This is a genomic window from Agromyces luteolus, assembly GCF_009729855.1.
Lineage (GTDB): Bacteria > Actinomycetota > Actinomycetes > Actinomycetales > Microbacteriaceae > Agromyces > Agromyces luteolus.
This window is the reverse complement of record NZ_WODA01000025.1, coordinates 444619-470907: the sequence shown is the minus strand read 5'-3', so window position 1 is coordinate 470907 and position 26289 is coordinate 444619. Positions and strand designations below refer to the sequence as shown.

The window sequence follows — 26289 nt, the reverse complement described above, 5'->3', positions numbered from 1 at the left end:
TCTTGGTTCGAGTCCAGGTACCCCAGCAGTGAAGAAAACCCCCGGTCAAGTGGGGGTTTTCGCATTTCTGCGGTTGAACGGACGGTATGTCCGATTTCCGCTATCCTCTCAGGTTCCGGCGCGGTCTTTTGCGGCTTCTCGCCCGGAATTCCGGGGATCTCGGGGGATTCGCCGTCGCGAAGTCTGGGAGGACGTGATTCGGGGCGGATTGTTCTTTATTCGAGTCCTCGCGAGAGTAGTGCCTGATCTGGGATTGTTTCTGGGTTCGCGAGCCGGTGTGGAAGCGGCCGTTCCGAGGGACGGTCGCCGCATGGCCCTTGGAAATGCCGTGTGATCTGGACTTCTCATCATGTGCTGCGAGGCGTCGTCGAAGACCGTTCTTGGTCTCGTTTCTGGTCGCGTCCTGCCACCGCGGTTTGCGTCTCGGTACGGCTGGGACCGCCAACACAGATGACGACGCCGACGCCCAGGCCGAGCCGATCAGAGCTCGGAGAACACGTCGTCGGCCTCCGCGCGGATCGTGAAGGTCGCGAGGTCATCGAACGTCGTGGGCTTGGGATTCACCTGCACCAGGCGCGCGGTGGGGTTCAGGTCGCGGAGGTATCCGCCGTACATGCCCTTGGATCCGACGGTGATCACGAGGTCTGCCTGGGAGACCCAGGCTCCGGCGCGGTCGTACTCGGGCTGGTTGACACCGACGTGGGTGTAGACGGGGAAGGACACGACGATTCCGCCGCATGCACGGCAGCGGGGCGCCGTGCCGCGGTTCCAGATGTCGATGTCGTCGTCGCTCAGGCGGCAGCTCAGGCAGCGGTTGATCGCGTAGCTGCCTTGGATCTCGGCGACTTCGCGGGAGCCGGCGAGTGAATGCAGGTGGTCGATGTTGGTGGTGATGACGCCGTGGACGAGGCCCTGGTGCTCGAGCTCGGCGATCTTGCGGTGCGTGATGCTCGGGCCGGTGTCGAAGATGGCGTTGAGGAACGACTTCCGCAGGAGTCGGTAGCTGCGTTCGGGGTGGAGGCGCACGAGCGCCTCGACACTGGTCTGCGCGACCTGCAGGACGTTCATGTGCTCCATGTCCAGGATCCCGGCCGACATGGAGATGCCGGCACCGGTGATGACGATGGTGGAGCGACTGCGTTCGATCTCGTGCCGAAGAGCCGCGATCTGCTCGTGCATGATCTGTACCTTTCGGGTCTGGTGGGCGGACTCGCGGGTGGGGGTGGGGAGAGGGGGGTGCGTGCCGGGGCACGCACCCCCCTCTCTCGCCTCAGGCGCGGACGAGCTGTTCCGCGGGTGCGGCGTCGGTCGTGGCGGCGGTGGTGCTCATCACGAGGGCGGTCGCTGCGCGACGCTGCTCGCGGAGGTGTCCGACGAAAGCCAGCAGTAGCCCGCCGACGAACCATGCGCCCAGCACGAGCCAGGAGAAGAGCATGTTCGCATCGGGGAAGTACGACAGTTCGCGGACGAGGGTGGCGGCGGCGCCCGGCGGGAACCACTGGCCGACCGTGCCCCAGATTCCGGGAAGGAACTGCGCGGGAAGCGCGGCGCCGGAGATCGGGTTGGCGAACAGCATCATCACGACCGGGCCGACGGCGATGCCCGCGCGTCCCAGGAGACCGACGAATCCGATGATGGGGGCGGCGATCGCGCCGATGGCGAGGGCGAATGCTCCCCAGTTGGTGAGGAAGTCGCCCTGGATCGCGCCGAACCAGTTCTGCAGGATGCTGGTGAGCACCAGACCGCCGACGGCGGAGTACACGGTGACTCCGACGATGCGTCGCAGCGACCCGACGATGGCGGTGGAGATCACGATGCCGCCGATCATTCCGCCGAACAGGATCGGGAAGAACGCCGAGGTCAGCAGGGACCCGTTCGGGTCGTCCTCCGAGAGCGGGACGACGTCGGTCACGGCCAGGGTGATCTCCGGTGCAGCGATGGCGGATGCATCCAGGCCCTGCGCATCTGCCATCGCGGCGGCTTGCGCGGTGGCCTGGGCGTCGAGGGCTTCCTGCAGCGGGTCGGCGAGGCCGGCGATGACCTGGTTGATGGTGCCGTTCGCGGACGCGGTGAGCAGCTCGGGTTCGGTGCCCAGGATGATCGCGCCGGCGTAGTCGCGCTGCTCGATGCCCTCCACCGCGGCGTCCCGGTCGTCGACGGTGGTGATGTCGAAGGTGTCGCCCGCCTGCTCCTCGAGGAGCGGTTGGACGGCGGATACCGCGGCTTCCGGGCCGGTGAGGGCGAGTGCGACGCCCTTGGGCTCCGCGGTGAGTGCGGGCCAGGAGAAGGCGAGCAGTACGACCGCGATGAGCGCGGTCAGCACGGTCGACAGGGTGATGGTGCGCCACATCGGCGTCTTCTGCGGAACCGACGGTGTCGTCGATTCGGGGGTCGTGGACATGGGATCCCTCCGTGAGGTGTGAACGAGGTGAGTGAGGCTGGTTGGGACAGCGAGTGCCGGCGCCGCGTCAGGCGGCCTGGCGGGCGGAGGTGATCAACATCTCCTTGCCGTACGTGTCGGGGTCGTCGATCGCATCGAGAATCGCTGCCGCCACATCCGCGCGCTGGGTGCGGGGAGCGCCCGGCATCCGATACCCGGTGGCGGCATCGACGATCGTGGGGTGCGGGGTTCGGGCGGCGTCGAACAGCGGGCCGGGGTGGAACGTGGTCCACTTCAGGCCCGATCCGACCAGTTGACTCTCCCCGGCGACGTGGTCGCGGAAGTTGCCCGCCAGGAAGGTGCGGCACCCGAACCGGTACGGGTAGCGCGTGTTCGCGAACGTGTTTCCTGCGCCGAGGGCCGACAGCACGACGACTCGGTCGACACCGGTCGTACGAGCGGCGGCGATCACTGCCGGTACGGCCGTCTGCATGATCGGCACGTTCGGCTGCGTGACCTTCGGGCCGAGGGTGATGACGACCGCATCGCAGCCGGCGAGTGCGCGCACGAGCGCGGCGCCGTCTTCGAGCTGCCCTCCGACGATGGTCAGGCCGGCTGCAGCGTTCATCGCCTCAGGGCGCCGCACATAGGCGACCACTTCATGACCCGCCGCGAGGGCCTGGCGAACGACTTCGCCACCGGTTCGGCCGGTGGCACCGAGAACGGCAATACGCATGACTGCTCCTTCACAAGAGTTCCTCGCCGTCGCGCCGTGAGGTCGTCGGCTGAATCTAACTGGACAACTGTCCGGTTATGAGTGTAGCGGACAATTGTCCGTTTGTGAAGTCGAGCGAATAGGCGGGTGATCAGTCAGGGGCTGCGGGGGTGCGGAGGGCGTCCATCACGAGGTCGAGCAGTCGCGTCATCCGGGGTTCCCACCCGGCGCCGGCCGGGATCTGCCAGATGCCGGCGATGAGGGCGACGAAGTCTTCGCTGGTGATGTCGGAGCGGATCACGCCGGCTTCTTGGCCGGCGGTCAGGAGGGTGGCCACCGCGTCGACGACCTGCGCGTACCCGGGGCGGGCGGTCTTGTCCTCAGCCTTCACGGCGGGCCGCATCGCGGGCCCGAGGTCTGCCTTCGCGAGCGCGAACCGGGAGAGGGCGCCCATCCACTCGCGGAGCGCGGATGCCGGATCGGTCTCGCTCAGGAGCCGGTCGGCGCTGTCGACGAGCTCTTGAACCTCGCGGCGGTACACCGCCCAGAGCAGCGCCTCGCGGTCTGGGAAGTTCCGGTACAGGGTGCCCTGGCCGACGCCTGCACGCTTCCCGATCGCGCTGAGCGACGCGTCGGGATCGCGCGCGAGCTCCACCACCGCCGCCTCGAGGATGCGATCGCGATTGCGGATCGCGTCAGCGCGCTGACGGGGGGCTTCGATATCGGACACGGTGCACCTGCCTCGAACTAAGCGGACGACTGTCCTATTAGGATACGACGAATGGAGCTCACCAGCGAGCTGCGCGCGGATCACGCATCCGGGGCGGTGTCGTCGGCGTTGGCCCGCGCCATCTTCCACAGTTGCAGGAGCGTCTGCTCGTCCACGCGCATCTCGTCGTCGACGGTGTCCGTGTCGAGGCCCCGTACTTCTCGATGGAGCTGCTCCATGTGTTCGTCGAGTATCTGCGCCGCGCGTGCGGCGGCGGTCAAACTCGTGACGAGGCCGGCGGGCACATCGCCGTCGTACTTGTAGTGGATCTTGTGCTCCAGGCTCGCCCAGAAGTCCATTGCGATGGTCCGCACCTGCAGTTCGACGGCGACGTTCACGGCGCCGGTACTGAGGAACACGGGGATCTCGATGAGGGCATGCAGGCTCTTGTACCCGTTCGGCTTGGGTTCGGCGATGTAGTCCTTGACGTTGATGACGCGCACGTCCGTCTGGGACGTGAGGGCTTCGAGCACTCGGTAGGTGTCGGCGATGAAGCTGCAGGTGATCCGCACGCCGGCGATGTCCCGGATGCGCTCTCTGATCGCCTCGGGGGTGGGGTCGATGCCGAGTCGGGCGGCCTTCTTGAGCGTGCTGGAGGGGCTCTTCACCCGCGAGGTGACGTGCTCGATGGGGTTGTATCGGTGCAGGTGCTGGAATTCGCGTCGCAGTATCGAGACCTTGGTGAGCATTTCGTCGATCGCGAACTCGTGCTCCATCTGGATCCGGTCGAAATCCTGCCGCAGTCGACGAGCGAGCTGCACCATCTCACGCTCCGGCCCCGAATCTGCGCTTGACTCATCGGCATCGTCGGTCATGTCGCTCCTCGATCGATGTCAGCGATCGTACGCGCCGGCAACGTGCGTCCACGTGTGATCAGGACCCCGACCACCGCTCCCATCGTGTTGGCGATGAGGTCCCGAGGGTCGGATACGCGAGGGAGGGGAATCTGCGCGATCTCGATGCTGAGGGTGACGAGCACACTGACCGCGATCAGCGCCGCCGGGGATGCGCGTGGAAGTGCACGCCCGAGCAAGAACCCCAGCACCGCGAACAGGATCACGTTGGCGGCGAATTCGAACGCGCTGCCCGTGGTCCACGTGTCGGCGTCGGTCCACGCGCCGAGGGCGAGGACGCCACCTGGAATCTCGTTCGGCGTGGTCAGCCAGGGCGGATCCGCCAGCGTGAATCGTCCGACGAGCAGCAGGTATGCGAGGGTCAGGGCCGCGTAGACGGGGGAGAAGCGCCCGCGCGACCCTGACCGTTCTGCTGTGGGCACAGCCGGTCAGCCGCCCCACACCGCGATGAGGGCGAGGAGGATCGCGGAGAGCGGGATGAGCACGGCTGCGCCGTGGACGAGCAGCGGATGCAGCGGCAGCCCGGCGATCTCCCATTCGATGCCGTCCATCAGCGCTCCTCGGGGACGCGCATCAACCGTGCGTACACGGTGATGCCGATCGCGAGGGTCGCAACGTGCATGATCATCAGCGTCACCGCCAGGATCCACCCCATGCTGATTCCCACGAGGATGTCCGGGACGAACGAGACCACCAGGAAGGTCGGTACCAGCCAGGTCAGCACTCGTCGTGGACGTCTCGCGTACCGATTGATGAGATGCCATCCGACCGCCCCGGCGATCGCTGCGATCACGGTGAGGGTGATGTACGACATCGGCAGGATGCCGCCGGTGGCGGGGGCTCCGAGGGCGAGGCCTGCCCAGGCGATGAGCGCGTTGGCGAGGCTCGCCGTGAGGGCGACGATGCCGGCGCTGAGGGGGATCGCCTTGCTGGCCCGGTACGTGGTTTCAGTGGCCGTGTCCATGTTGTACTCCTGGTTCGAGGGTTGACTCGGTAGGTGTCGGGCTACTCGTAGCGGAGTGCGTCGACGGGGTCCTTGCGGGCGGCGCGAGCTGCGGGGAGGGTGCCTGCGAGGAAGGCGACGGCCATGATCACGAGGATCGTGACGCCGATGGTGATCGGATCGAAGGCGATGAGCGTGAGTCCGGGGAGGTTCGCGAGCAGGGCGCCGGCGAGGAGACCGCTCACAGCAGTGCCGACGATCATCGCGGTGATGACGCCGATGGCGCTGCCGAGGAATCCGATGAAGACGGCTTCGATGCTGAACAGTCCGAACACGCGGCCGCTGCTCATGCCCATCGCCTTCATCAGGCCGATCTCGCGGGTGCGTTCCTGCACCGACATCAGCAGGGTGTTGACGATCCCGAATCCTGCAGCCAGCAGGGCGATTCCGGCGAATGCGTTGAGGATGAGCACGATGGTGTCGATCACGGTCGTGAACGCTCCGAGGGTGTCGGCGGTGGTGGTGCCGCTGAAACCTTCGTCGGCGAGTCCCTCCTTCAGGGCGTCGACTTCGTCCGGGGTGAGTTCCGGGTCGAAGGTCGCGGTCGCCTGAGCCCACTGGTCGAGCTGGTCGTCGGGGAGTCCGGTGCTCTGCAGCGTGACGAGTTCGTCCTGTAGCGCCTGGTTGGCGATGAGGCTGGCTCCGCCGGGACCGGCGAGGGTCTCCTCCGTGACCCCGACGATCTCGGCGTCCACGGTGTGCTGCTCGAAGGCGCCGTCGGTGACGGCGATGGTCAGCGTTGCGCCGATCGCGTCGGTGTCGTCGTCGAAGCCGAGGGGCTCCACGTAGGTCGGCGGGAGGGAGATCTGGAATTGCGTGGTGCCGTTCTCGGGCTCGGCGCCGGCGGTTGTTTGCACGGTCTGCCCGGGGGTCAGGGCGCTGACCGTGGCGGTGTACCGGGTGCCGTCGTCGTGGCTGACGTAGTCGACCTGCGCGGGCGTGATGGGCTCGACGTCGAGGATGTCGTCGACGTCGCCGATCGCGTCGAGGTCGTCTTGGGTCATCATCTCGATCGAGGTTCGCGCGATACCGTCTCCGGTCGTGACGGCGTTCGGGTCGTATTCCTGCGGGCTGGTGTCGGTGGGGTCGAAGTCCTCGTCCGCGACCTTGGTGACGGTGAGGACGTCGCCGCCGCCGATCGCGGCGACGGTGTCGTCGATGTACCGGTTGATCCCGGTTCCGAGGCCGCTTGTGATGGTGAGTGTGAATGCGCCCACGAAGATCGCCAGGACGGTGAGGGTGGTTCGAGCGCGGGAGCGGAAGGTGTTGCGCACGCCGGTCCGTACGAGATCGATCGTCTTCATCGGGTGGCCTCCTCGAGGATGCGGCCGTCCTGGATCTGGATTCGCCGATCGCACCGGGCGGCGAGGTCGTCATCGTGGGTGACGATGACGAGGGTGATGCCCTGCTCCCGGTTCAGGGTGAAGAGGATGTCTTCGACGGTGCGCCCGGTGGCGGTGTCGAGGTTGCCGGTGGGTTCGTCCGCGAAGATGATCCGTGGGTGGTTGACCAGGGCGCGGGCGATCACCACCCGTTGCTTCTGCCCACCGGAAAGGTCGGTGGCCTTGTTCTTGGCCTTGTCGGCCAACTCGAGCTGCTCGAGGGCGGCCATTGCCTGCGCACGGCGGGCGCGGTTGGGCATGCCGGCGATCGTGAGCGGCAGCATCACGTTCTCCAGCACCGTCTGCGTCGGCGTGAGGAAGAACTGTTGGAACACGAACCCGAAGGTCTTGTTCCGGGCGCGATTGAGCTCGGAGCTTCTCAATTCCTTCGCGTTGCGACGGTCCAGGAGGACGGTGCCAGCGGTCGGCTCGTCCAGTAGTGCGAGGACGTGCATGAGGGTGGACTTGCCGGAGCCGCTCTTCCCGACGATCGCGAGGCTCTCACCCTCGCGGATGTCGAGGCTGACGCCGCGCAGGGCGTCGAACCGGCCGGCCCCGCTGCCGTACGTCTTCTCGACGTCCCTGACGGAGATGATGGCGGCGCCCTGAGTATCTGCGCCAAGGGGATCAAGCATCGTGAGTCCTTCGTTCGTATTCCGGTCCCTTCGAGGCTCTCGGAACGCGGCCACGGGCGCGTCGCCCGCCGGGGGCATCCCTGTACCCCGGCCGGGGTATTCGCCGTGTGGAACCCTCACCAGCCCCTGCCCGCGGCAGATACTGGGGTCATGTCCGACACGTCACCGACGTCCGCCCCCGCTCGCAGCGGGTCGGCCCTGGCTCGTCTGCCGGGATGGTCGAGGGACCTGCTCGCGGCGCTGCTGGTGATCGTCACCACCGTCGGGCCGCTGCAACGGATCGTCGAAGAGCCCACGATGCGCGGCTACGCCCTCGCGCTGCTACCGGCTGCGCTGATGTTCGCTCGCCGGCAATGGCCCTGGGGAGTCCTCATCGGATGCGTCGCCGCGTACGTCGCGGCCACGCTCGTGCTCGGCGTGAGCCCGTTCTCCGCGCTCGCCGCCGGTATCGCGCTCTTCACGATCGCGACACGACACCCGCGCCGGACCGTGATCATCACGACGCTCGTCGTCGCCGCAGTCATGGTTCCCGTCGCATTCATGCACGAGTCCACAGAGCAGCATCCGTTCACCGTTCTCGTTCTGGCCACTCTCGCGTTCTTCGCCGCTGCCGGCGACGCCACTCGGACACGCCGCGCGTACATCGATCAGATCGTGCAGCGCGCGGAGTTGGCCGAGCAGACTCGTGATGCCGAAGCGTCTCGGCGTGTCGCCGAAGACCGTCTTCGGATCGCGCGCGACCTCCACGATGCCGTTGCGCACCAGATCTCCGTGGTCAGCCTGAACACCGCTGCGGCCGACCGCACGCTCACCACCGATCCGGATGCCGCCCGGGCGGCCCTGGCGACGGCCCGAGCCGCCGCCCGTGATGTCCTCGGCGAGATCGGTGACCTGCTCGCAACGCTTCGCGCTGCGGAGGAAGGTGCTCCGCGAGCGCCGCTGCCCGGGATCGCACAGCTCGATGCGCTGTACGCGTCGTTGGAGGCCTCAGGACTCCACGTGACGATCCGCGAGGAGAATCTCGAGCCGGACCTGATCCCCGGCGCGGTCGACGCGACGGTCTACCGGCTCGTTCAGGAGTCGCTGACCAACGCCGGCAAGCACGGCGCAGACGATCGCGCGCACGTCTGGATCAGTCAGGGCGCGGACGCCATCCGCCTGCTCGTCACCAACCCGACGACCGCGATGAACGGGGGCGATCCAGCCGCTGGCGACGTGCCTGGTCATGGCATCCTGGGCATGCGCGAACGCGTCGCAGCCGTCGGCGGGAGCATCGACATCTCCCGACAGGGCGGAACGTTCCGCGTCAGCGCCGACCTCCCGCTGAGGCGTACGAAAGGAGGAACACGATGATCCGTGTCGCCGTGGCCGACGATCAGGCCCTCATCCGCAACGCCGTTGCACAGATCATCGGAAGCGAACCCGACATCGAGGTCGTCGGCCACGCCGACACGGGACTCGCCGCCCACCGACTTGCAATCCAGGCCCGACCCGATGTCGTGCTGATGGACATTCGGATGCCGGTCATGGACGGCATCGAAGCGACCGACCTCATCTGCCGCGATCCCGCACTCGCGGAGACCCGCGTGCTCATCCTCACCACTTTCGAAGAGGACGAGTACGTCGTCGCCGCACTCCGCGCCGGGGCGAGCGGCTTCGTGGGTAAGGGAGCTGAGCCGGACGAGCTGGTCCGGGCCATCCGTGCCGTCGATGCCGGAGAGGCCCTGCTGTCGCCGGCCGCGACCCGCGGACTCATCGACAGGTACCTTCGGACCGATCCGAGCGCCGTGCGCCCGGGCCCCAAGATTCACGCTCCGGAACTCACTGCGCGCGAGAACGAGATCCTGCTCCTCGTCGCCCGCGGCGGATCGAACGACGACATCGCGAAAGCGCTCTTCATCTCACCTCATACCGCGAAGACGCATGTCAAACGCATCATGGCCAAGATCGGCGCCCACGACCGCGCGCAGGTCGTGATCTACGCGTACGAGAACGGACTTATCAGCTCGCAGCAGGGCTGATGTGCAGCGATGCAGCTGAAGCGGTTGGGGGTCCGTCGCAGGTTTCGTGCTTCAGGTGACTGGAAATTGCTCTTGATCGGGAGATCTGACCGCGGCAGCGAGGCCTTCGTCATCGCGGTGCCGTGAGCCGACTGGGCAGCACCGACCAGGTTGGCGCGGGCGTGATACCCATTCGGGCAGTACGCGTCCTTGAAGGAGCGTGCGAAGCGGTCCACCCCGGAGCAGCTTCGTGCGCTGAACATCATGCTCGATGAGCGATCGTTGGCGCGCGCGTAAACGCCGGGCTGGTGCTGACGGTGGAGCGGGCGAAAGAACTGGTCGAGGAGCTCGAGCGGCGGCTCGTGGCGCATGGCATCCGGGGTTCGGTCCGGATCGTGGGTGGCGCGGCGATGGTGCTCCGCTTCCCGGATGACCCGGTGATGCGGGTCACGACCGATGTGGATGCCGCGTACGAGCCGCGCCCGGAGATCGACGAGGTGATCGCCGAGATCGCCGGTGACGTTCTCGCCGCTCGCCGTCGCAGGTTACCGGTGTGTCGAGAACTGGGCCGGCGGGGCGACTCGGCTATGACTCGACGAGTTCGCGGAGCCGCCTGAACGTGGCATCCGCGAAGCCGCGCGCGCGGTCATCGAGGACTGACCACCAGATCGCGTCCGGGACGGAGAGTTGCTGGATCATCGGCCGCAGGTGCTGTCGATCCCGGCGCGAGAGCTCGGTCGCGAGGTATCGACGTGGGGTTGCTGCGAGGAGCACGACCACGTCTTCGAGGTGACGCTCCCGATCACGACGATCGACCGAGTACGCGGCCGCCTTCGCGATGATCGCCCCGGTTGCATCGGGGACGTTCACGAGGGCGGTGGCGCCGCCGTGCCGACCGGTCACCGTGTATTGGTCGAGGCGCTGGAGTGCTTGCTGAGCTCCAGGCGATCGCAGTACCGGTCTCATCCGCCAGCGGTAGGTGCGGTCGGCTGCCTGCGGCACCATCACGTCGACGACGTCACGCCCGCGTCTGAAGCGATGGAACGGCCCTGTTCCGTTCGGCTCCACGGGCTCGAACCCAGCCGCCTGAAGGGGTCCTGCGACCTGGGAGATACGCGCGGCGCCGATGTTGATGAGCACGTCGAGATCGCTGGTGTGGCGTGGTGGTGTGATGCCGGCTCGGATCGCGTGCGCGTGGACCATGAGACCGCCAACGAGAGCCCAGCGCTCAGATGGCACGGCTTCTGCGACCTCGAGGAGGAGCGCCCACTCGACGGCGCGTTCGTCGACCTCGATCAGCTGCGCTCGGCCAGCCACGCGTTCCGCATCCTCTCGAGGGCGTCGAGACCCGCCCGGCGGATCCTGGTCGTGGTGCTGCGCGTGCAGTCGGCGGCCACGAGTGCCGCTGGCGTCTCGTCGGCGATGCGCGGGGTACCGCTCTTGAAGCGATGGAGGAACACGTCGCCGGTCGGCGACGGCACCAGGTCGAACTCCTCGAGGAATGCATCGCGCGACGCGTCGTCGTGTCGCACGTACCCGTGGATCGACTGGCCCTCTTGCTGATCGACGACTCGCGCCGCCCGGTCTCGTTCGATCCGGTCGAGCGCGCTCGCACCGGTGAGGGCGAGCGACCGACGGATGTCGTCGCGGTCGCGCTCGAGGTCACGAGCGTCGTACCGTTCGACGTCGACCGCGGCGACCATCCGGCGTGCGAGATCCGGGGAGTCGTGCTTGAGGATGCGGCGGCTCGCCTCCGACGTGTCGGTGGGAGTGCCCGCTTCTCCCGAGAGGATCGCGATGACCTCCCAGACGATGTCTCCGGACCACGGGCGTCCTGGAATCGCGCCGATCAGCTCCCGCTCGTGCACGCTCGCGAGCTCGATCGACAGGCCGGCCGAGTTCTTGCTGCCACGCAGCGCACCTGCGTGCCAGAGCTCGGCGACACGTCGACGCGAGATGCCGAGCCGCCTCGCCGCTTCACCGGCAGTCACCATGCTCATCGTCTAAACCCTTCTCGATTGAGAATAGTTTAGCCCGACACTGCGCTGAACGGTCGCGCGGCGCGCGATGTCAATCGTGAAGCGCAGCGTCCCGTCGGGGGTGCACCACCGTGCCCTGTGAGGGAGAATTGCCCCATGGCCGCGGCCGACATCGTCGGAGAGCCGCACGTGAACGGGCACGAGCTGCCCACGGCGCTGTGGCGCCGGATCGACCTCTGCCAGGGGCATCCCACGGGCCACGTCCTCGGGCAGACCCGCGTCGCCCTGCGCCTCGTGGAGCGAGCGCCGCTGGACGCCGGCGCCCGGCGCGAGGTGTTCCACACCTCGATGCTGTCGTGGGTGGGCTGCCACTTCGACTCGTTCGAGCGGGGCATTCGCGGACCTCTCGACTCAGGTCACCGACGCAGCTCGGCCACCGGTCGGGCGCCGCGGAACTCGTGGACGCAGCAGCGGCAGACGAGTTCGGCCTCAGGGTGAACTGACGAAGGGAGGTACGCATCGTGGCAATGTCGGAGATCGCGCGCCGATCGCTGATCAGTGAGCTTGGCGCGCGAGTGCGAGGAACGGTGATCGGCCGGGATCACTCGGAATACGACGAGGCGCGAGCTGTGTGGAACGGCCTGATCGATCGACATCCGGAGGTCGTCGTTCGTTGCGCGGACACCGATGACGTGGTCGCCTGCGTGACCGCGGCGCGGACGCATCGACCGATCGTGTCGATTCGCGGGGGCGGGCACCAGGTTGCTGGGAGCGCGGTCTGCGACGACGGGCTGGTGATCGACCTCTCGCGGATGCGCGACGTGGTCGTCGACCCGGTCGTACGCACGGCCCGCGTGCAGGGCGGGGCGCGCTGGGCCGACGTGGATGCCGCCGCCCAGGCGTTCGGGCTCGCCACACCGGGCGGCGAGGTCTCGGAGACCGGCGTCGCCGGCCTGACGCTCGGCGGCGGCCTCGGCCTGATGCAGCGCACCCACGGCCTCAGCTGCGACAACGTGCTCTCGATGACCGTCGTCACCGCGGACGGCGCGGTGCGCACGGCGAGCGCCGACGAGAATGCCGAGCTGTACTGGGCCCTGCGCGGAGCCGGTCGCGGTCTCGGGGTGGTCACGGAGTTCACCTTCGCGCTGCATCCGCTCGGTCCGGAGGTTGCTGCGGCCGCGTTCGTCTACCCGGCGGAGGACGCCGGTGCGGTCTTTCGCGCGTGGCGGCGCCTTGCCGCGGAGGCGCCGCCGACCATCGCGCCGCAGTTCGCACTGTGGGCGCTCCCGCCCTTCCCCGGGTTACCGGATGAGTTCGTCGGCGTTCCGGTCGCGATGGCCATCGGCACCTACATCGGCGAACCCGCCGATGCGGCACCGGTGCTCGAACCGTTCCAGGGACTGGGCGAACCGATCCTCGATCTCAGCGGCACGAGCACGTGGGTGGAAGCGCAGAGCGAGTTCGACTTCGCGCTCCCCGACGGCGGACGGTACTACTGGAAGTCGCATTTCACGGACGAGCTGGATGACGCGACCATCGACCTCATCGTCGAGCACGCCGCCCGCCGACCCGATCCGAACTCGGCCGTGTTCGTGCGGACCCTGGGTGGCGCGATCGACCGGATCGGTTCTGACGAGACGGCGTTCGCCCATCGTGGTGCGCGGTTCAACGTGAGCGTGGACGCGGTCTGGAGCGATCCTGCGCTCGACGACGATGCGATCGGCTGGGCGCGCGGGCTCTGGAACGCGCTGGAGCCGGTCTCCCGCGGAATGTACGTGAACTTCGCCGGATTGGGCGAGGAGGAAGGTGCCGACGGTGCCCTGATCCTCGGCGCACACGAGGAGCGCGTCGAACGGATCCGGCTCGCCTACGACCCCGACGGTGTGTTCGCAGCTGCCGCGGCGCGGCCCTGAATCGCGGCGAGCACCCCGTGGAACGCGGTGGCCGACACCGGCGGCAGGATCACGGTCGCGACCGCCGGGGATCTGGTGGCGATGAAGACGGCCGCCGGCCGGGCGCAGGACCTCGCCGACCTTCGCATCCTGGCCCGCCACCTCGGCATCACCGACCCCGAACGGAGAACGCCCGCGCGCCGTGGGGGAGTGCCCGCTGACGCCCGACGGTGGAGTCGTGTCATCCGCCTCTCCGCGCGGACTGCGAGTCAGGCGAACCCTGCGCTCGACAGGGCGCGCCGTGCGTTGCGGGCGTCGATCTGACCCATTGCCGAGTTCGGACCGGAAGGCAGCGTCGGCGCGACGGCCCGTCACCGAAGAACGCATCGCGATCCTCGGCAGCCTCGCCGCCGCGCAACCCGCGCCAGCGGCGGACGAACGCAGCCGTTCGCGACGGCGGACGTGAACCTTCCGAAACCGAGTGCGGAGGACGGATTCGGCGAGGAATCCCGCTCAGGAGAGGGTTGTCGCGGTTCAGTCCGGACTCCCCAGCGGCCCGGTTCCGGCGCCGTCCGGCACGGTGTCGATCCGGACGAGTTCCTCGCGTCCGGCGCCGCCCGATGCGTCGAGTGCGAGCACCGGGCCGACACCGGGTGCGTAGAACTTGAGCTCGGCGACATCCGGTTCGATCGTGATGGTGTCCCAGGTGAGCAGGACGTCGTCGAACGCGCCGATCGGCGCCTCCGCCTTGGCGTGCACGCTCAGGACCTCGCCGTTGTCCTCGGCTTCGCCGCGGTAGTACTCCTGGCGGTAGGCCATGCCCGGCTGGGGATCGGCGGGGATCAGGATGCCGGGCAGGGCGCCGTCGACGCCCGCCTCGAACGATCCGGAGCGCGACGTGATCGCACCGTCCTCGAACTCTGCGGTCTCCTCGCCGAGGTACCACACCGCGCCCGCGTCGTCCTGGGCGTACCAGTCGAACGTGTCCTCGATGATGTCCGCGCCGTCCCGCACGGTGTCGCGCACGACACGGGCGGTGATGCCGTTCGCGATCCGCTTGGTCTGCGAGGTCGCGATGACGGTGACGACGAGGTCCGTGCCGTCCGCCCCGGCCTCGCGGTAGGTCCAGCGCGTTCCGGGCGTCATCGGCCAGTAGGGATTGTCGATGTCGGGACTGAATCGGGCCGGATCGAGGTCGACCGGCTGGTCGCCGACCGGGAGCCCGGATGAGGCGCTCCCGCCGGCGCCGGACCCCGCGCCGGCGTCGACCGACCCCGCGCTGCAGCCGGTCGCGGCCGCCGCGACGGCCGTGACGGCGGCGATCGTGGCGATCCGATGGACCTTCCGTGCTCGCATGATCCCGTTCCCTTCCCTCGGTGTCGCAACCGTGTGCTTCGAGGTTCGCCCGCCACTGCTGACTCGGCGATGAATGCGAGCACGGCGCGTTCAGGTGGGAGTCAGCGGATGCGTCGCAGACTCGCCTCGAACGCAGGAACGAACGCAGGAACAGGGGAGTACCTGATGAAGAAGCGCATGATCGTGATCGGGTCGGCGGCGTCCGGGATCGCCCTGCTGCTCGGCGGCGCGGCGCTCGCCTACGCCGGGACGTTCGAGTCCTCCTCGCCGTCCGAGGCCGCCGAGGACTCGGCGGAGGGGCCGGATGTGCCGATCACCGGTGACGCCCTCGAGCGCGCGAGTGCTGCGGCGCTCGCCACCACCGGCGGCGGACAGGTGACGGGGACCGAGGTCGGCGACGAGGAGAGCCTCTACGAGGTCGAGGTCACGTTGCCGGACGGCAGCCAGGTGGACGTCCAACTGGACGAGTCGTTCGCCGTCGTGTCGACCGACGCGGACGTCGAGTCGGACGAGTAGCTTCCGGTCGGCGCGGGGCCCGGCACGCCACGGGTCCGATACGGCACGGGGAGGATCGGCCTAGGCTGATCCCGCGAGTTCGCGTGCGCCGCGCCACCTCCGCGTCGCATGCGCACGACAGGAGCCGAATCGTGAAGGTACTGCTCGTCGACGACGATCGGAGGCTGGTCGCGAGCCTGTCCCGCGGCCTCGAGGCGGAGGGGTTCACCGTCGAGGCCGAGCACGACGGGCCCGGCGGCCTGTGGCGAGCGACGGAAGGATCGTTCGACGCGATCGTGCTCGACATTATGCTCCCCGGGCGCAACGGATTCCTCGTCTGCCGCGACCTGCGCGAGGCGGGCGATTGGACGCCGATCCTCATGCTGACGGCCAAGGACGGCGAACTGGATGAGTCGGAGGCGCTCGACACCGGCGCCGACGACTACCTCGTCAAGCCGTTCTCCTTCGTCGTGCTCGTCGCGCGCCTCCACGCGCTGATGCGCCGCGGGTCGCGGAGCCCGGCACCGGTCTCGGTGGGAGACCTGACCATCGACCCTCGAAGCCGGCGCGCCGATGTCGGCGGCCGGGAGCTGGCGCTCACCGCCCGCGAGTTCGACGTGCTCGAGTTCCTCGTGCACCGCGCGGGCGAGTCGCTCTCCAAGCGCCGCATCCTCGACGGGGTGTGGAGCGACGACTTCGAGGGCGACCCGAACATCGTCGAGGTGTACGTCGGACGCCTGCGCCGACGACTCGCGGACGCGGGATCCGGCGTGGCGATCGCCACCCTCCGCGGAGCGGGATATCGCATCGAGGACGGGTGAGCCATGAGCGGCATCCGTGTCCGGACGACCGTCGTCTCCGCCCTGCTCGTATTGGTCGTGCTCACCGCTGCAGCGGTGGCGCTGGTGACGGCGCAGCGCGCCGTGCTCACCGAGTCGGTCGACGAACTGCTCGACCGCCGGGCGGCGGCGGTGCTCGAGACGGTCGAGGCGTCGACCACCCCGCCGCCGGTCGACCTCGCGGCCGACGGAGACGAGGAGTCGTTCGCCGTCGTCACCGACCTCTCCGGTGCCGTGGTCGCCTCGACCGCCGGCGGGAGCCGCGACCTCCCGCTGCGCGCCCCGGCGGGCGAGGACCCGAGGTTCGCGACGGTCGCCGTGCCGTCGTCCGAGCCCGCGGGCGACGGCGGTGCGTCGTTCCGCCTCCGCTCCGAGCGCGCAGGCGACCTCGTCGTCCACACCGCGACCCCGCTCGACGACGTCGACGAGAGCGTGCAGGCCCTCATCCGAGGGCTCGCGATCTCGGTGCCGCTGACCACGATCCTCCTCGCGGCCGGCGTCTGGCTCCTCGTCGGTCGCGTCCTGCGCCCCGTCGAGGCCATCCGGCGGAACGTCGCGGAGATCGGCGGCGACACCCTCGACCGTCGCGTCCCCGAACCGACGAGCCGCGACGAGATCGCCCGGCTCGCGGTCACGATGAACGCGATGCTCGACCGGATCGAGCAGGCGTCGGTCGAGCAGCGACGATTCGTCGACGACGCGTCGCACGAACTCCGCAGCCCGCTCGCACGGATGCGCACCGACCTCGAGGTCGACCTGCAGCATCCCGCGCAGGCGGACCCGGCCGCGACGCTCGAGCGCGTGCACGACGACGTCGCCGAACTCGAGCGACTCGTCGACGACCTGCTGACGCTGGCGAGATCGGATGCCGCCGGGCCCTCGGCCACGACGGCGAACCAGCCGCCCGTGGACCTCGACGACGTCGTGCTCGACGCCGTCGCCCGCGTCCGTGCCCGCCGTCCCGGCGTCGTGATCGAGACGACCGACGTCGCGGCCGCTCGCGTGGGCGGGCGACGTTCCCAGCTCGCGCGGGCGGTCGGCAACCTGCTCGAGAACGCCGCGACGCACGGACGCCCGCCGATCGCGGTGCGCCTCGCGCAGCGCGACGGATGGGCGCAGCTGGAGGTCGCCGACGCGGGCCCCGGCATCCCGGAGGCGGACGCGGATCGCGTCTTCGACCGGTTCGTCCGGCTCGACCCGGCGCGGTCGCACGATGCATCGGGTACCGGCCTCGGGCTCTCGATCGTGCGCGCCATCGCCGTCGCGCACGGCGGCACGGTGTTCGTCGATGCGGGACGCCCGTCCGGCACGCGCGTCGTGATGCGGATCCCCACCGGTGCGCTTCCGTCCTCGCCGGCAGGGGAGTAGACCGGGGGTGGAGCGAAGGAGGGCGACCATGTCCACGCCGACATCCGGTCCGGGTCCCGACACGATCGTGCTGATCCACGGGTTCTGGGTCACACCGCGCAGTTGGGAGCACTGGAAGCAGCACTACGAGGGCAAGGGCTACACGGTGCTGACGCCGACGTACCCGGGATTCGAGGTCGAGGTCGAAGCGCTCCGTGCGGATCCGACGCCGATCGAGCAGCTCGAGGTGTCGCAGATCATCGGGGGGTTCGAGGAGCTGATCGGCGCGCTCGACCGTCCGCCGATCATCATGGGCCACTCGGCCGGCGGGGTCTTCACACAGATCCTGCTCGACCACGGATACGGAGCCGCGGGCGTGGTGATCTGCTCGGCGCCGACCGAGGGCGTGAAGGTGATCCCGCTCTCCCAGGTCAAGTCGTCGTTCCCCGTGCTGAAGAACCCCGCGAACCGGCACAAGGCCGTCGGGCTGACCCCGGAGCAGTGGTACTACGTCTTCGGGAACACGTTCGGCGAGGAGCGGTCGCGGGAACTCTACGACCGGTACCACATCCCCGCTTCGGGCAAGGTCTTCTGGGGCAGTGCCCTCGCGAACATCCACCCCGGCAAGGACGACACCTACGTCGACTACCGCAACGACGCGCGGGCCCCGCTGCTGTTCATCTCGGGCAGGCAGGACCCGCTCTTCCCGCCGAAGGTGGGCCATTCGAACGTCAAGCACTACACGTCCGACACGGTCACCGAGATCGTGGAGTGGGACGGGCCGCACCTGCTGCCCGCCATCCCCGAGTGGGAGGAGCTCGCCGACTTCGCGCTCGACTGGGCGCTGACGCATGCGGGAGGCGGGCCCGAGGACGGAGCGGGGCCGGGCTGACGGACCGCCGGCGATCTCAACCATCCGGACGATTCGACGGCGTCGTCGACGCTCCTACGCTTGCGGCATGGAATCCGGGATCGAGCCGATCGAGCAGTCCGAGCTGCGGAACTTCATCACGCACACCGAGGACACGATCTCACCGAAGGGCGTCGCCGCCCTCTACGGGCGCGCCGAGATGCTCGCGCGGTTGCCGCTCGGCCTGCAGCGCCGGATCGTTTCGCGGGCCCGCGCCGACGACTACATGGGCTTCGTCGTCGAGCCCTACTGCACGTTCCTCGCCTACGGGATCCGCGACGAGGTCGCGGCGGGCCGGCTGCTGCCACCGGGCTACCGCCTCATCCCGACCGCCATGTTCGCCGACGACGAGCCGCGCGCGTGCGCCATCCTCGGGGCGTTCAACGTCCACGCCTCGGTGTTCTGGGGGGCTCGGGTGGAGCTCTACCTCATCGCGGAGGACACGCGCACGGGAATGCTGACCTGGGTCATCTGCGACTACGAGTCCAACACGATCAACTACGACCCCGGGCAGGGGTTCTCGGCCTCCACCACGAGTCGGGCCGTCGTCACCACGTCGCACGCCGGTGAGGTGATCGTCGACGTCCGGAGCCGGGAGCGCGCGAACGCGCTCACGATGACGGCGCCGCTGGCGGCGGGTGCGATGCGGTCGCTCGACCAGCGTCTCTGGGTGGACGGCAACCTGTCCGTCGACTACGGCGGACGACTCGAGCACGCGGACTCCGTCCCCTTCGGGCTCGTCTTCGACCCGGGCGAGATGGCCCGGGCGCTGCAGCTCCCGCCGGAGGCGGTCGAGGTGGAGCGCAACACCTTCGGCGCCGACTTCCGGGAGGACGAGCCGTTCTCGGTCGCCTGCTTCCCGTACGCGCAGCACTTCCTGACGACCAGCTACCCGCGCTCGAGCCCGATCCACGACCGGCGGTCGCTGGAGGAGGCCGTCCGCTCGCTGCCGGCCGGGCCTCGCTGACATCGCGTGCGCCGGGCCCGCCCGGTGCGGCTCGCGCGCTAGCGTGAACGCATGGACCTCCAGCTCAGCGGTCGCGTCGTGCTCGTCGTGGGCGGCGCCGGCTTCATCGGTTCGGCGATCGTGCGGCGGGCCCGCGAGGAGGGGGCGACCGTCGTCGTCGCCTCGCGGGATCCGGGCGACGGCATCGTCCTCGACGCCCGAGACGACGCGTCCGTGATGGCGGCCATCGAGCGGATCGTCGACCGGCACGGCCGGCTCGACGCGGTCGTCGTGACCGCGGCGCCGCCCGCCCAGACGCTCGATCCCGCACGACTGGGCGACCCGGCGCAGGTCGCCGAGGCGTTCGACGCGAAGTCGCTCGCATTCCTGCGCGTCGCGAACGCGGCGATCCCGGTGATGACCGCGGCGGGCTTCGGCCGGATCGTCGGCGTGAGCGGGCAGAACGCGTTCCTCAGCGGGAACATCACGGGCTCGGTGCGCAACGCCGCGTTGAACGTCATCGCGAAGAACCTCGCCGATGCGGCGGCCGGCTCGGGAGTGACGGTCAACACGGTCAATCCGGGGCTGGTGCGGAACGAGCCATCCGTCGACGTCGAAGCGGGGAAGGGCGGCGAGTCCTCGCCGACCCAGATCGCGGACCTCGTCGCCTTCCTCATCTCGCCGCTGTCGGCGGTCTCGGGCGAGACGATCGCCGTGGGCCATCGCGTTCGCGGGGTGGTCTCGGGCTAGCAGGGCGCGCGGCGCGCCCGGCGCTGCTTTACAAGGGCCGATCCCTGAGGTTCGATGGAAGGCGAGGCCGAGGAGGACCGGAACCCTGCATCCGGTCCCGAGACGGGGACGGCCTCGGAAGGTCGGGGTTGGTTCGATGATGTACGGCGACACGCACGATCGCGCGGTGACCCGACCGCGCACGTTCGGCGGCGTCCTCGGCGGGCTGCTCGGCCTCGTCGCGGTGAGCGCGGCCGCGGCACTGCTCGTCGCCGCCGCGGTGACGCCGGCGATCGCCACGGCGGGCGTCGCGGCATCCGGCACCATCTCGCTCTTCGAGAACCTGCCGAGCTACCTGAAGATCGGCGAGCTCTCGGTGAAGAGCAACATCTACGCCAAGCAGTCCGACGGCAAGCAGAAGCTGCTCGCCTCGTTCTACGACCAGAACCGGGTCGAGGTCGAGTGGGACGAGGTGAGCCAGTACGTCAAGGACGCGGCGATCGCCGGTGAGGACCCGCGCTTCTACGACCACAACGGCGTCGACCTGCAGGGCACCATGCGCGCGGCCGTCACGACGGCGAGCGGTCGCGAGACCCAGGGCGGCTCCTCGATCGCCCAGCAGTACGTCAAGAACGTGCGCGTACAGGAATGCGAGCGCGAGGCGGTCGACGAGGAGGAACGCGACGGATGCTACGACGCCGTCACCGAGACCTCGATCGATCGCAAGCTCAAGGAGATGCGCCTCGCCATCGGCGTCGAGAAGCGCTACACCAAGAGCCAGATCCTGCTCGGCTACCTCAACATCGCGGGCTTCGGCGGCACGGTCTACGGCATCGAGGCGGCGGCGAACTACTACTACGGCACGAGCGCCTCGAGGGTGACGCTCGCCCAGGCGGCGTCGCTCGTCGCGATCGTGAACAACCCGTCGAAGTTCCGCCTCGACCAGCCCGACAACGAGACGAACGGCGCGGCCGACGGATACGCCGCCAACCACGGTCGGCGCGACTACATCCTGCAGAGCATGCTCTCCGAGTCGAAGATCACGCAGGCCGAGTTCGACGAGGCGATCGCGACGCCGGTCGAGCCGAAGATCACCGAGCCGAGCACCGGATGCCAGACCGCCGGCGGAGGCGCCTACTTCTGCGACTACGTCAAGCACATCCTGCAGAACGACCCGGTGTTCGGCGAGGACGAGGCGTCGCGGCTGCTGAACTTCCGCCGCGGCGGCTACAACGTGTACACGAGCCTCGACCTCGACCTGCAGGCCGCGGCCGAGCGGGCGATCGCCGCGCACGTGCCCGCGACGTACCCGGGATGGGACGTCGGCGGCGTCATCTCGACCGTCGAGGTCGGAACGGGCCGCGTGCTCGCGATGGCCCAGAACCGGACCTACAGCCAGGACCCGAAGGTGCTCGAGAAGGGGCCGCAGTACACGAGCATCAACTACAACACCGACTTCGCCTACGGCGGATCCCGCGGCTTCCAGCCGGGATCCTCCTACAAGGTCTTCACGCTCGCCGAGTGGCTGGCGGAGGGCCACGGGCTCGCCGAGCGCGTCGACTCCCGGCCGAAGAGCAACTGGGGCGTCTTCCAGGACAGCTGCCTCGGACCGCACTTCGCGGGCGACTGGAATCCCCGCAACGACGCGAACGAGTCCGGCGCCAACTACAGTGCGCTCGAGTCGACGATCGGGTCGATCAACACCGGCTTCATCGGGATGGCGAAGAACCTCGACCTCTGCGGCATCCGCAAGACCGCCGAGGCGTTCGACGTGCACCGCGCCGACGGCAACGTGCTCGTGCAGGGCCCGTCGTCGGTGATCGGCACGAACGAGGTCGCGCCGCTGTCGATGGCGGTCGCGTTCGCGGGCATCGCGAACAACGGCAAGACGTGCTCGCCGATCGCGATCGACCGGATCACCGGGCGCGACGGCGAGGAGATCCCGCCGCCGAAGTCGGAGTGCACGCAGTCGGTGCCCGAACCCGTCGCCGCCGCGATGCACACCGCGATGGGCATGGTCATGACGCAGGGCACGGCGGTCGCATCCCGCGCGGCGACGGTCCCGGCGGTGCCGCTCATCGGCAAGACCGGTACGACGGATGGCGCGAAGGACACCTGGATGGTCGGCGCGAGCAGCAAGGTCGCGACGGCGGCCGCGGTGGTGAGCGTCAACGGCGACGCGAACCAGCGCGGCATCTGGTTCGCGACCGGCCAGGCGGCGACGGCGCGTCACCGGATGTGGCCCGAGGTGATGTCGGTGGCAGCCGCCAAGTTCGGCGGAGACGGGTTCACCCAGGCGGGGCTCGGCCCCGTGTCCGGTCCCGGGTCGTTCCCCGACGGCCGTGTCGTGGAGCCGGACCCGCCGACGACGAGCGAGCCCACGACCGGACCCGACACGCCGGGCGAGCCTCCGTCCGGTGGCGGCGGCGGGACCGGCGGCGGCGGGAACGACGGCGGCGGCAACGACGGCCCCGGCAACGGCAACGGCAACGGCGGCGGCAACGGGGGCCCCGGAGGCTGATCCGACGGAACGGCGGAGGGCACGGCGCGCGACGCGCCGTGCCCTCCGCCGCGTCAGGCCGTCGCCGGCGCGGTGCGCGAGTGCCGCACGCGGTGGATGAACCAGGCCGCGAGCGCCATAAGGGCCAGCGCCCCGAAGACGAGCATCCACGGCAGCAGTGCGCCGGGCGAGACGCCCTGCGTCCCGGCGGCGAGCTCCGCGGAGCCGGCGGCGAGCCGGCCGTTGCCGTCGCGGAGCTCCGCGGCGCCCGAGGCGAGCGTGTCCGCACCGGTCGCGAGCTCGACCGTCCCGTCGGAGAGCGTTCGCGTGCCGGCGGCGAGTTCGGCGGACCCGGCCGCGAGCTCGTCGAGGCCGGTCGACAGGTCGGTCGCGCCCTGGGCGAGCGAGCCGTTCCCGACGGCGAGACCGCTCGCGCCGGTGGAGAGCCGCTGCGCGCCGGCGGCGAGCTCGGCGGTGCCGGCGGCGAGGCGCCCGGTGCCCGCGACGAGCTCGTCGACCTTGAGGTCGAGCGTCGACGTGCCGCCGCGGAGGTTCGCCGCGCCCGCACTCAGGCGGGCGGCGCCGTCGGCGAGCTCGGTCGACTTCGCGCTCAGCGTGCCCGCGCTCGACGCGGCGAGGTCGAGCTTCGCGTCGAGCTTGGCGGCGCCCGCGGCGAGCTCGCCCGACTTCGCTGCGGCGACGTCGAGCTTCGCGGCGAGCGCCTGCGTGCCGGCCGAGGTGGCCTGGGCCCCGGCCGAGACCTTCGCAGCACCGGTCGAGACCGCCCCGGCGGAGCCGGCGAGGTGCTGTGCGGCCTGGGCGAGTGCGAGCGCGTTCGCGACCGTCGCCTGGTCGGCACCGCCGTCGACGAGTGCCTGGTGGAATCCGCTGAGCTGCTGTGCGAGCGACGTGCTGCCCGCGGCGAGCCCGGCGGTGCCGTCGGCGACGCCCTTCGCGCCCGCGGCGACGTCGCCCGTGCCCGCGACGAGGAGCGGCACGCCGGTGGGACCGACGGCGTCGCCGAGGCCCGCTGCGAGCGCCGCCGCGCCGCTCTCCACGAGGTCGCCGCCGGCGGTGCCGGCGAGCGCGGCGACGCCCCCTGCCAGCTGCGATGCGCCGTCGGCGAGGCGGGCGGCGCCGTCGGCCGCGCTCCCGGCCCCGGTCGCCAGCTCCGCGGCGCCCGCGTTCGCGCGGCTGATGCCGTCCGACAGCGCGCTCGAGCCGTTCGCGGCACGAGCCGCCCCCGAGGCGGCGTCGCTCGCACCCGTGGCGCTGCGCGCCGCGCCGTCGGCGAGTTCGGCGGCCCCGGCCTGCGCTGAGGCGGCCCCGGCCTCGAGCTTCGCGGCGCCCGCAGCGGCGGATTCAGCACCCGCCCCAGCGGCCTCCGCGCCGTCGGCCGCCGCGGCCGCGCCGTCGCGGACGTCGCCCGCGCCCGCCGCGAGGGCCTCCGCGCCGTCGGCGAGCTCCGCGGAGCCCGCGTCGGCCTGTCCGGCCCCGTCGGAGAGCCGGGTCGCGCCGGCCGAGATCGTGTTGGTCGTGAGCAGGAAGAACGCCGCGAGGGCGATCAGGGCGATGGTCGTCGCGGCGGCGGCGATCCGCACGCCGAGGCCGTGGCGGTGCACGGCGGGGTCGGTTCTCGTCATCGAGTCTCCTGGGTTTCCGGCGCGCCGAAGCGCCCGTGTGCGTGGGGTGCAGGACCGACGGCGCCGGGGTGCCGAGGCGCCGCCACTCGGGCCCACGCGGATGCCTCGGCCGTGACATCCGGCCGACGGTCGCTCCGTCGCGGCCGAAAGTGGCATGAATCTGACAGAGGTCTCGTGGGTTCGTCAATGAACGCGCGCGAAGTTCGGTGGAACCCGCCAATCGGCAGGGCACGACAGGTCGGCGCCGTTGTGTCGGTCCGACAGCGGATGCCGCGGCATCCGTCGCCTCAGAGGTCGAACGAGTCGCCGGGTTCGAGTGCCAGGTACTCGCCGCCGCCCTGCTCGGTGGCCCACCCGAGCCGGGTGTTCGACAGGTCCTTGCCGGCGCGGGAGAGCACCATCTCGTGCGTGGGGAAGGCCCGCTTCGGGCGGACCGCCATGACGTAGTCCATCGCCTCGGAGATCTTCATCCACGGCGCCCCGGCGGGTGCCGCGAGCGCGTCGACCTCGACCCCCTCGGGCACGGCGAACGAGTCGCCGGCGTAGTAGAGCGCGTCGTTCACGAGCACGCCGACGTTGTCGATGACCGGGATCGACGGGTGGATCACGGCGTGCCGACCGCCGAAGAACCGCAGGCGGAACGGCCCGACCTCGACCTCGTCGCCGGGCGCGACGCGCTCCACCTCGATGCCGGCGTCGGCGGCCGCCGCGACGACCCCGTCCGGCCCGAGGACCCGCACGCCGGGGCTCTTGTCGCGGATCCGACCGAGCTGCTCGGGGGTCCAGTGGTCGTCGTGCAGGTGCGTGATCACCACGGCGAGCGCGCCGCCCGCCTCGGTGATCGGAGTGGTGAACTTGCCCGGGTCGACGAACAGCCGGTCTCCGGAGTGCTCCACGACGAGGGCGGCGTGCTCGAGCTTGGTGACGCGCATGATCCGAGCCAACACCGTGCGTGTCGTGCGCGCAACCGGGTCGCCCTGCCATGATCGCTGCATGTCGCGTGGCCCCCGTCGCCTCCTGCTCGCGGTGAACCCGAGCGCCTCGTTCGGTCGCAACCGATCGGTCGGGCCCGCCACCGCGCGCCGGCTCGAGGCCGAGGGGTACGAGGTGACCGTGCTGCGCGCCGACAACTTCGAGCTGCTGCGGCGCGAGGTCCAGGCGGCGTTCGAGGCGGGCACCGACGGCCTCGTCGTGGTCGGCGGCGACGGCATGGTCTCGCTCGGCGTCAACGTGCTGGCGGGCTCCCCGGTGCCCATGGGGCTCGTCGCCGCCGGCACGGGCAACGACCTCGCCCGCGCGCTGGGCCTCCCGCACGAGGACCCCGAGGCGGGCATCGACGCGCTCGTCGAGGCGCTCCGGCGGCCGCCGCAGTCGATCGACCTGGGGCTGATGCAGCACGGCGGGCTCCGCACGTGGTTCGCCTGCGTGCTGTCGGCGGGCTTCGACGCGGTCGTCAACGAGCGGGCGAACCGGATGGCGCGGCCGCGCGGTCCGAGCCGGTACACCATCGCGCTCCTGCGCGAACTCGCGACGTTCCGGCCGCGCCGGTACGCGATCACGATCGACGGGGTGCGGCGCGACCAGGCGGCGATGCTCGTCTCGGTCGCCAACACCCCATCGCTCGGCGGGGGGATGCGGATCGTCCCGCACGCCGACCTCGCCGACGGCGTGCTCGACGTGTTCATCGTGCATCCGCTGTCGCGCATCGGACTGCTCGGGGTGTTCCCGCGCGTATTCGCGGGGGAGCATGTCGACCATCCGGCCGTGGAGTTCGTGCGGGCGACGCGGGTCCGGGTGGAGGCCGACGACATCATCGCGTACGCCGACGGTGAGCGCGTCGGCCCGCTGCCGATCGAGGTCGAGGTCGTGCCCGCCGCGTTGCGGGTGTTCGCCTGAGGCCGGGTCGCGACCCGCT

Annotated in this window: 29 protein-coding genes; 14 read left to right on the top strand and 15 right to left on the bottom strand. The window is 70.0% G+C overall.

Features of this window, described 5'->3' with window-relative positions; genetic code table 11:
- Nucleotides 1-480: 480 nt before the first annotated feature.
- From GLX25_RS15845 to GLX25_RS15805, 10 genes are all read right to left on the bottom strand, one after another.
- On the bottom strand, nt 481-1179 hold the full coding sequence (locus tag GLX25_RS15845) for an SIR2 family NAD-dependent protein deacylase (RefSeq protein WP_155843460.1): 699 nt from the start codon (nt 1177-1179) through the stop codon (nt 481-483).
- Nucleotides 1180-1270: 91 nt separating this feature from the next.
- The gene (locus GLX25_RS15840) at nt 1271-2401 is read right to left on the bottom strand and encodes a hypothetical protein (protein ID WP_155843459.1); all 1131 of its coding nucleotides are present in this window, start codon (nt 2399-2401) and stop codon (nt 1271-1273) included.
- 67 nt (nt 2402-2468) lie between these two features.
- Complete coding sequence (locus tag GLX25_RS15835) at nt 2469-3116, bottom strand: NAD(P)-dependent oxidoreductase (RefSeq protein ID WP_155843458.1); 648 nt, start codon at nt 3114-3116, stop codon at nt 2469-2471.
- 130 nt (nt 3117-3246) lie between these two features.
- Nucleotides 3247-3825 carry a TetR/AcrR family transcriptional regulator gene (locus GLX25_RS15830; protein WP_166548901.1) on the bottom strand — a complete coding sequence of 193 codons (579 nt, stop codon included), beginning with the start codon at nt 3823-3825 and terminating at the stop codon, nt 3247-3249.
- A gap of 80 nt (nt 3826-3905) precedes the next feature.
- Nucleotides 3906-4679 carry a GTP pyrophosphokinase gene (locus tag GLX25_RS15825; RefSeq protein ID WP_205719915.1) on the bottom strand — a complete coding sequence of 258 codons (774 nt, stop codon included), beginning with the start codon at nt 4677-4679 and terminating at the stop codon, nt 3906-3908.
- Nucleotides 4676-5140 (bottom strand): VanZ family protein, encoded by a 465-nt coding sequence (locus tag GLX25_RS19200; RefSeq protein ID WP_155843457.1) that lies wholly within the window; start codon nt 5138-5140, stop codon nt 4676-4678. The genes GLX25_RS15825 and GLX25_RS19200 overlap by 4 nt, the downstream gene beginning before the upstream one ends.
- A gap of 6 nt (nt 5141-5146) precedes the next feature.
- Nucleotides 5147-5269 carry a hypothetical protein gene (locus GLX25_RS19195; RefSeq protein WP_271192393.1) on the bottom strand — a complete coding sequence of 41 codons (123 nt, stop codon included), beginning with the start codon at nt 5267-5269 and terminating at the stop codon, nt 5147-5149.
- Nucleotides 5269-5682, bottom strand: coding sequence for a DUF6069 family protein (locus tag GLX25_RS15815; RefSeq protein WP_155843456.1), 414 nt, complete (start codon nt 5680-5682; stop codon nt 5269-5271). The genes GLX25_RS19195 and GLX25_RS15815 overlap by 1 nt, the downstream gene beginning before the upstream one ends.
- Nucleotides 5683-5723: 41 nt before the next feature.
- Nucleotides 5724-7025, bottom strand: coding sequence for an ABC transporter permease (locus GLX25_RS15810; protein ID WP_155843455.1), 1302 nt, complete (start codon nt 7023-7025; stop codon nt 5724-5726).
- Nucleotides 7022-7738 carry an ABC transporter ATP-binding protein gene (locus GLX25_RS15805; RefSeq protein ID WP_155843454.1) on the bottom strand — a complete coding sequence of 239 codons (717 nt, stop codon included), beginning with the start codon at nt 7736-7738 and terminating at the stop codon, nt 7022-7024. The genes GLX25_RS15810 and GLX25_RS15805 overlap by 4 nt, the downstream gene beginning before the upstream one ends.
- Before the next feature lie 150 nt (nt 7739-7888).
- On the opposite strand from GLX25_RS15805, the gene GLX25_RS15800 reads away from it, so the two are divergent.
- The 3 genes from GLX25_RS15800 (at nt 7889) to GLX25_RS15790 (ending at nt 10355) form a co-directional block, all read left to right on the top strand.
- Nucleotides 7889-9091 (top strand): sensor histidine kinase, encoded by a 1203-nt coding sequence (locus tag GLX25_RS15800; protein WP_155843453.1) that lies wholly within the window; start codon nt 7889-7891, stop codon nt 9089-9091.
- Complete coding sequence (locus GLX25_RS15795) at nt 9088-9759, top strand: response regulator (protein WP_155843452.1); 672 nt, start codon at nt 9088-9090, stop codon at nt 9757-9759. Before GLX25_RS15800 ends, GLX25_RS15795 begins: the two co-directional genes overlap by 4 nt.
- Before the next feature lie 287 nt (nt 9760-10046).
- A complete protein-coding gene (locus tag GLX25_RS15790; protein ID WP_155843451.1) occupies nt 10047-10355 on the top strand; it encodes a hypothetical protein in 309 nt (102 codons plus the stop codon).
- On the opposite strand, the gene GLX25_RS15785 is transcribed toward GLX25_RS15790, so the two are convergent.
- Both GLX25_RS15785 and GLX25_RS15780 read right to left on the bottom strand, forming a co-directional pair.
- Nucleotides 10324-10941: a hypothetical protein gene (locus GLX25_RS15785; RefSeq protein WP_155843450.1), complete on the bottom strand. Its 618-nt coding sequence runs from the start codon at nt 10939-10941 to the stop codon at nt 10324-10326. The genes GLX25_RS15790 and GLX25_RS15785 overlap by 32 nt on opposite strands.
- 92 nt (nt 10942-11033) lie before the next feature.
- Nucleotides 11034-11738 carry a hypothetical protein gene (locus tag GLX25_RS15780; protein WP_155843449.1) on the bottom strand — a complete coding sequence of 235 codons (705 nt, stop codon included), beginning with the start codon at nt 11736-11738 and terminating at the stop codon, nt 11034-11036.
- Nucleotides 11739-11873: 135 nt separating this feature from the next.
- Between GLX25_RS15780 and GLX25_RS15775 the strand changes: the two genes are divergently transcribed.
- Genes GLX25_RS15775 through GLX25_RS15765 form a run of 3 tightly spaced genes read left to right on the top strand, consistent with a single transcriptional unit; the run spans nt 11874 to nt 13933 of the window.
- Complete coding sequence (locus tag GLX25_RS15775; RefSeq protein WP_155843448.1) at nt 11874-12215, top strand: hypothetical protein; 342 nt, start codon at nt 11874-11876, stop codon at nt 12213-12215.
- A 29-nt stretch (nt 12216-12244) separates the two neighbouring features.
- Complete coding sequence (locus GLX25_RS15770; RefSeq protein WP_155843887.1) at nt 12245-13630, top strand: FAD-binding oxidoreductase; 1386 nt, start codon at nt 12245-12247, stop codon at nt 13628-13630.
- 27 nt (nt 13631-13657) lie between these two features.
- The gene (locus GLX25_RS15765; RefSeq protein WP_155843447.1) at nt 13658-13933 is read left to right on the top strand and encodes a hypothetical protein; all 276 of its coding nucleotides are present in this window, start codon (nt 13658-13660) and stop codon (nt 13931-13933) included.
- 210 nt (nt 13934-14143) lie between these two features.
- Here the strand turns inward: GLX25_RS15765 and GLX25_RS15760 are convergent, their stop codons facing one another.
- Nucleotides 14144-14965, bottom strand: coding sequence for a hypothetical protein (locus tag GLX25_RS15760; protein WP_155843446.1), 822 nt, complete (start codon nt 14963-14965; stop codon nt 14144-14146).
- A 165-nt stretch (nt 14966-15130) separates the two neighbouring features.
- On the opposite strand from GLX25_RS15760, the gene GLX25_RS15755 reads away from it, so the two are divergent.
- From GLX25_RS15755 to GLX25_RS15725, 7 genes are all read left to right on the top strand, one after another.
- The gene (locus GLX25_RS15755; RefSeq protein ID WP_155843445.1) at nt 15131-15481 is read left to right on the top strand and encodes a PepSY domain-containing protein; all 351 of its coding nucleotides are present in this window, start codon (nt 15131-15133) and stop codon (nt 15479-15481) included.
- Between the two features lie 131 nt (nt 15482-15612).
- Nucleotides 15613-16281 carry a response regulator transcription factor gene (locus GLX25_RS15750; protein WP_166548900.1) on the top strand — a complete coding sequence of 223 codons (669 nt, stop codon included), beginning with the start codon at nt 15613-15615 and terminating at the stop codon, nt 16279-16281.
- Between the two features lie 3 nt (nt 16282-16284).
- Nucleotides 16285-17667, top strand: a complete 1383-nt coding sequence (locus GLX25_RS15745; protein WP_155843443.1) for a sensor histidine kinase — start codon at nt 16285-16287, stop codon at nt 17665-17667.
- A gap of 28 nt (nt 17668-17695) precedes the next feature.
- On the top strand, nt 17696-18538 hold the full coding sequence (locus GLX25_RS15740; RefSeq protein WP_155843442.1) for an alpha/beta hydrolase: 843 nt from the start codon (nt 17696-17698) through the stop codon (nt 18536-18538).
- 67 nt (nt 18539-18605) lie between these two features.
- Entirely contained in the window at nt 18606-19523 is a 918-nt protein-coding gene (locus tag GLX25_RS15735) for a hypothetical protein (protein WP_155843441.1), read from the top strand.
- Between the two features lie 51 nt (nt 19524-19574).
- Nucleotides 19575-20252 carry an SDR family NAD(P)-dependent oxidoreductase gene (locus GLX25_RS15730; protein WP_155843440.1) on the top strand — a complete coding sequence of 226 codons (678 nt, stop codon included), beginning with the start codon at nt 19575-19577 and terminating at the stop codon, nt 20250-20252.
- 166 nt (nt 20253-20418) lie between these two features.
- Nucleotides 20419-22752 carry a transglycosylase domain-containing protein gene (locus GLX25_RS15725; protein WP_155843439.1) on the top strand — a complete coding sequence of 778 codons (2334 nt, stop codon included), beginning with the start codon at nt 20419-20421 and terminating at the stop codon, nt 22750-22752.
- Between the two features lie 53 nt (nt 22753-22805).
- Here the strand turns inward: GLX25_RS15725 and GLX25_RS15720 are convergent, their stop codons facing one another.
- On the bottom strand, nt 22806-24374 hold the full coding sequence (locus tag GLX25_RS15720) for a YhgE/Pip domain-containing protein (protein ID WP_166548899.1): 1569 nt from the start codon (nt 24372-24374) through the stop codon (nt 22806-22808).
- Between the two features lie 287 nt (nt 24375-24661).
- Entirely contained in the window at nt 24662-25306 is a 645-nt protein-coding gene (locus tag GLX25_RS15715) for an MBL fold metallo-hydrolase (protein ID WP_155843437.1), read from the bottom strand.
- A 61-nt stretch (nt 25307-25367) separates the two neighbouring features.
- Here GLX25_RS15715 and GLX25_RS15710 point away from each other — a divergent pair, with 61 nt between their 5' ends.
- Nucleotides 25368-26270: a diacylglycerol/lipid kinase family protein gene (locus GLX25_RS15710; RefSeq protein ID WP_155843436.1), complete on the top strand. Its 903-nt coding sequence runs from the start codon at nt 25368-25370 to the stop codon at nt 26268-26270.
- The last annotated feature ends 19 nt before the right edge of the window (nt 26271-26289 follow it).

Excerpts from the sequence above, each read along its gene's own strand:
- GLX25_RS15710 (WP_155843436.1), top strand. The coding sequence starts at position 25,368 with ATGTCGCGTGGCCCCCGTCGCCTCCTGCTCGCGGTGAACCCGAGCGCC.
- GLX25_RS15785 (WP_155843450.1), bottom strand. The coding sequence starts at position 10,941 with ATGGTCCACGCGCACGCGATCCGAGCCGGCATCACACCACCACGCCAC.
- GLX25_RS15815 (WP_155843456.1), bottom strand. The coding sequence starts at position 5,682 with ATGGACACGGCCACTGAAACCACGTACCGGGCCAGCAAGGCGATCCCC.
- GLX25_RS15805 (WP_155843454.1), bottom strand. The coding sequence starts at position 7,738 with ATGCTTGATCCCCTTGGCGCAGATACTCAGGGCGCCGCCATCATCTCC.
- GLX25_RS15735 (WP_155843441.1), top strand. The coding sequence starts at position 18,606 with ATGGAATCCGGGATCGAGCCGATCGAGCAGTCCGAGCTGCGGAACTTC.
- GLX25_RS15825 (WP_205719915.1), bottom strand. The coding sequence starts at position 4,679 with ATGACCGACGATGCCGATGAGTCAAGCGCAGATTCGGGGCCGGAGCGT.
- GLX25_RS15810 (WP_155843455.1), bottom strand. The coding sequence starts at position 7,025 with ATGAAGACGATCGATCTCGTACGGACCGGCGTGCGCAACACCTTCCGC.
- GLX25_RS15835 (WP_155843458.1), bottom strand. The coding sequence starts at position 3,116 with ATGCGTATTGCCGTTCTCGGTGCCACCGGCCGAACCGGTGGCGAAGTC.
- GLX25_RS15845 (WP_155843460.1), bottom strand. The coding sequence starts at position 1,179 with ATGCACGAGCAGATCGCGGCTCTTCGGCACGAGATCGAACGCAGTCGC.
- GLX25_RS15745 (WP_155843443.1), top strand. The coding sequence starts at position 16,285 with ATGAGCGGCATCCGTGTCCGGACGACCGTCGTCTCCGCCCTGCTCGTA.
- GLX25_RS15755 (WP_155843445.1), top strand. The coding sequence starts at position 15,131 with ATGAAGAAGCGCATGATCGTGATCGGGTCGGCGGCGTCCGGGATCGCC.
- GLX25_RS15800 (WP_155843453.1), top strand. The coding sequence starts at position 7,889 with ATGTCCGACACGTCACCGACGTCCGCCCCCGCTCGCAGCGGGTCGGCC.
- GLX25_RS15795 (WP_155843452.1), top strand. The coding sequence starts at position 9,088 with ATGATCCGTGTCGCCGTGGCCGACGATCAGGCCCTCATCCGCAACGCC.
- GLX25_RS15740 (WP_155843442.1), top strand. The coding sequence starts at position 17,696 with ATGTCCACGCCGACATCCGGTCCGGGTCCCGACACGATCGTGCTGATC.
- GLX25_RS19195 (WP_271192393.1), bottom strand. The coding sequence starts at position 5,269 with ATGGACGGCATCGAATGGGAGATCGCCGGGCTGCCGCTGCATCCGCTG.
- GLX25_RS15780 (WP_155843449.1), bottom strand. The coding sequence starts at position 11,738 with ATGAGCATGGTGACTGCCGGTGAAGCGGCGAGGCGGCTCGGCATCTCG.
- GLX25_RS15720 (WP_166548899.1), bottom strand. The coding sequence starts at position 24,374 with ATGACGAGAACCGACCCCGCCGTGCACCGCCACGGCCTCGGCGTGCGG.
- GLX25_RS15775 (WP_155843448.1), top strand. The coding sequence starts at position 11,874 with ATGGCCGCGGCCGACATCGTCGGAGAGCCGCACGTGAACGGGCACGAG.
- GLX25_RS15770 (WP_155843887.1), top strand. The coding sequence starts at position 12,245 with ATGTCGGAGATCGCGCGCCGATCGCTGATCAGTGAGCTTGGCGCGCGA.
- GLX25_RS15840 (WP_155843459.1), bottom strand. The coding sequence starts at position 2,401 with ATGTCCACGACCCCCGAATCGACGACACCGTCGGTTCCGCAGAAGACG.
- GLX25_RS15715 (WP_155843437.1), bottom strand. The coding sequence starts at position 25,306 with ATGCGCGTCACCAAGCTCGAGCACGCCGCCCTCGTCGTGGAGCACTCC.
- GLX25_RS15760 (WP_155843446.1), bottom strand. The coding sequence starts at position 14,965 with ATGCGAGCACGGAAGGTCCATCGGATCGCCACGATCGCCGCCGTCACG.
- GLX25_RS15730 (WP_155843440.1), top strand. The coding sequence starts at position 19,575 with ATGGACCTCCAGCTCAGCGGTCGCGTCGTGCTCGTCGTGGGCGGCGCC.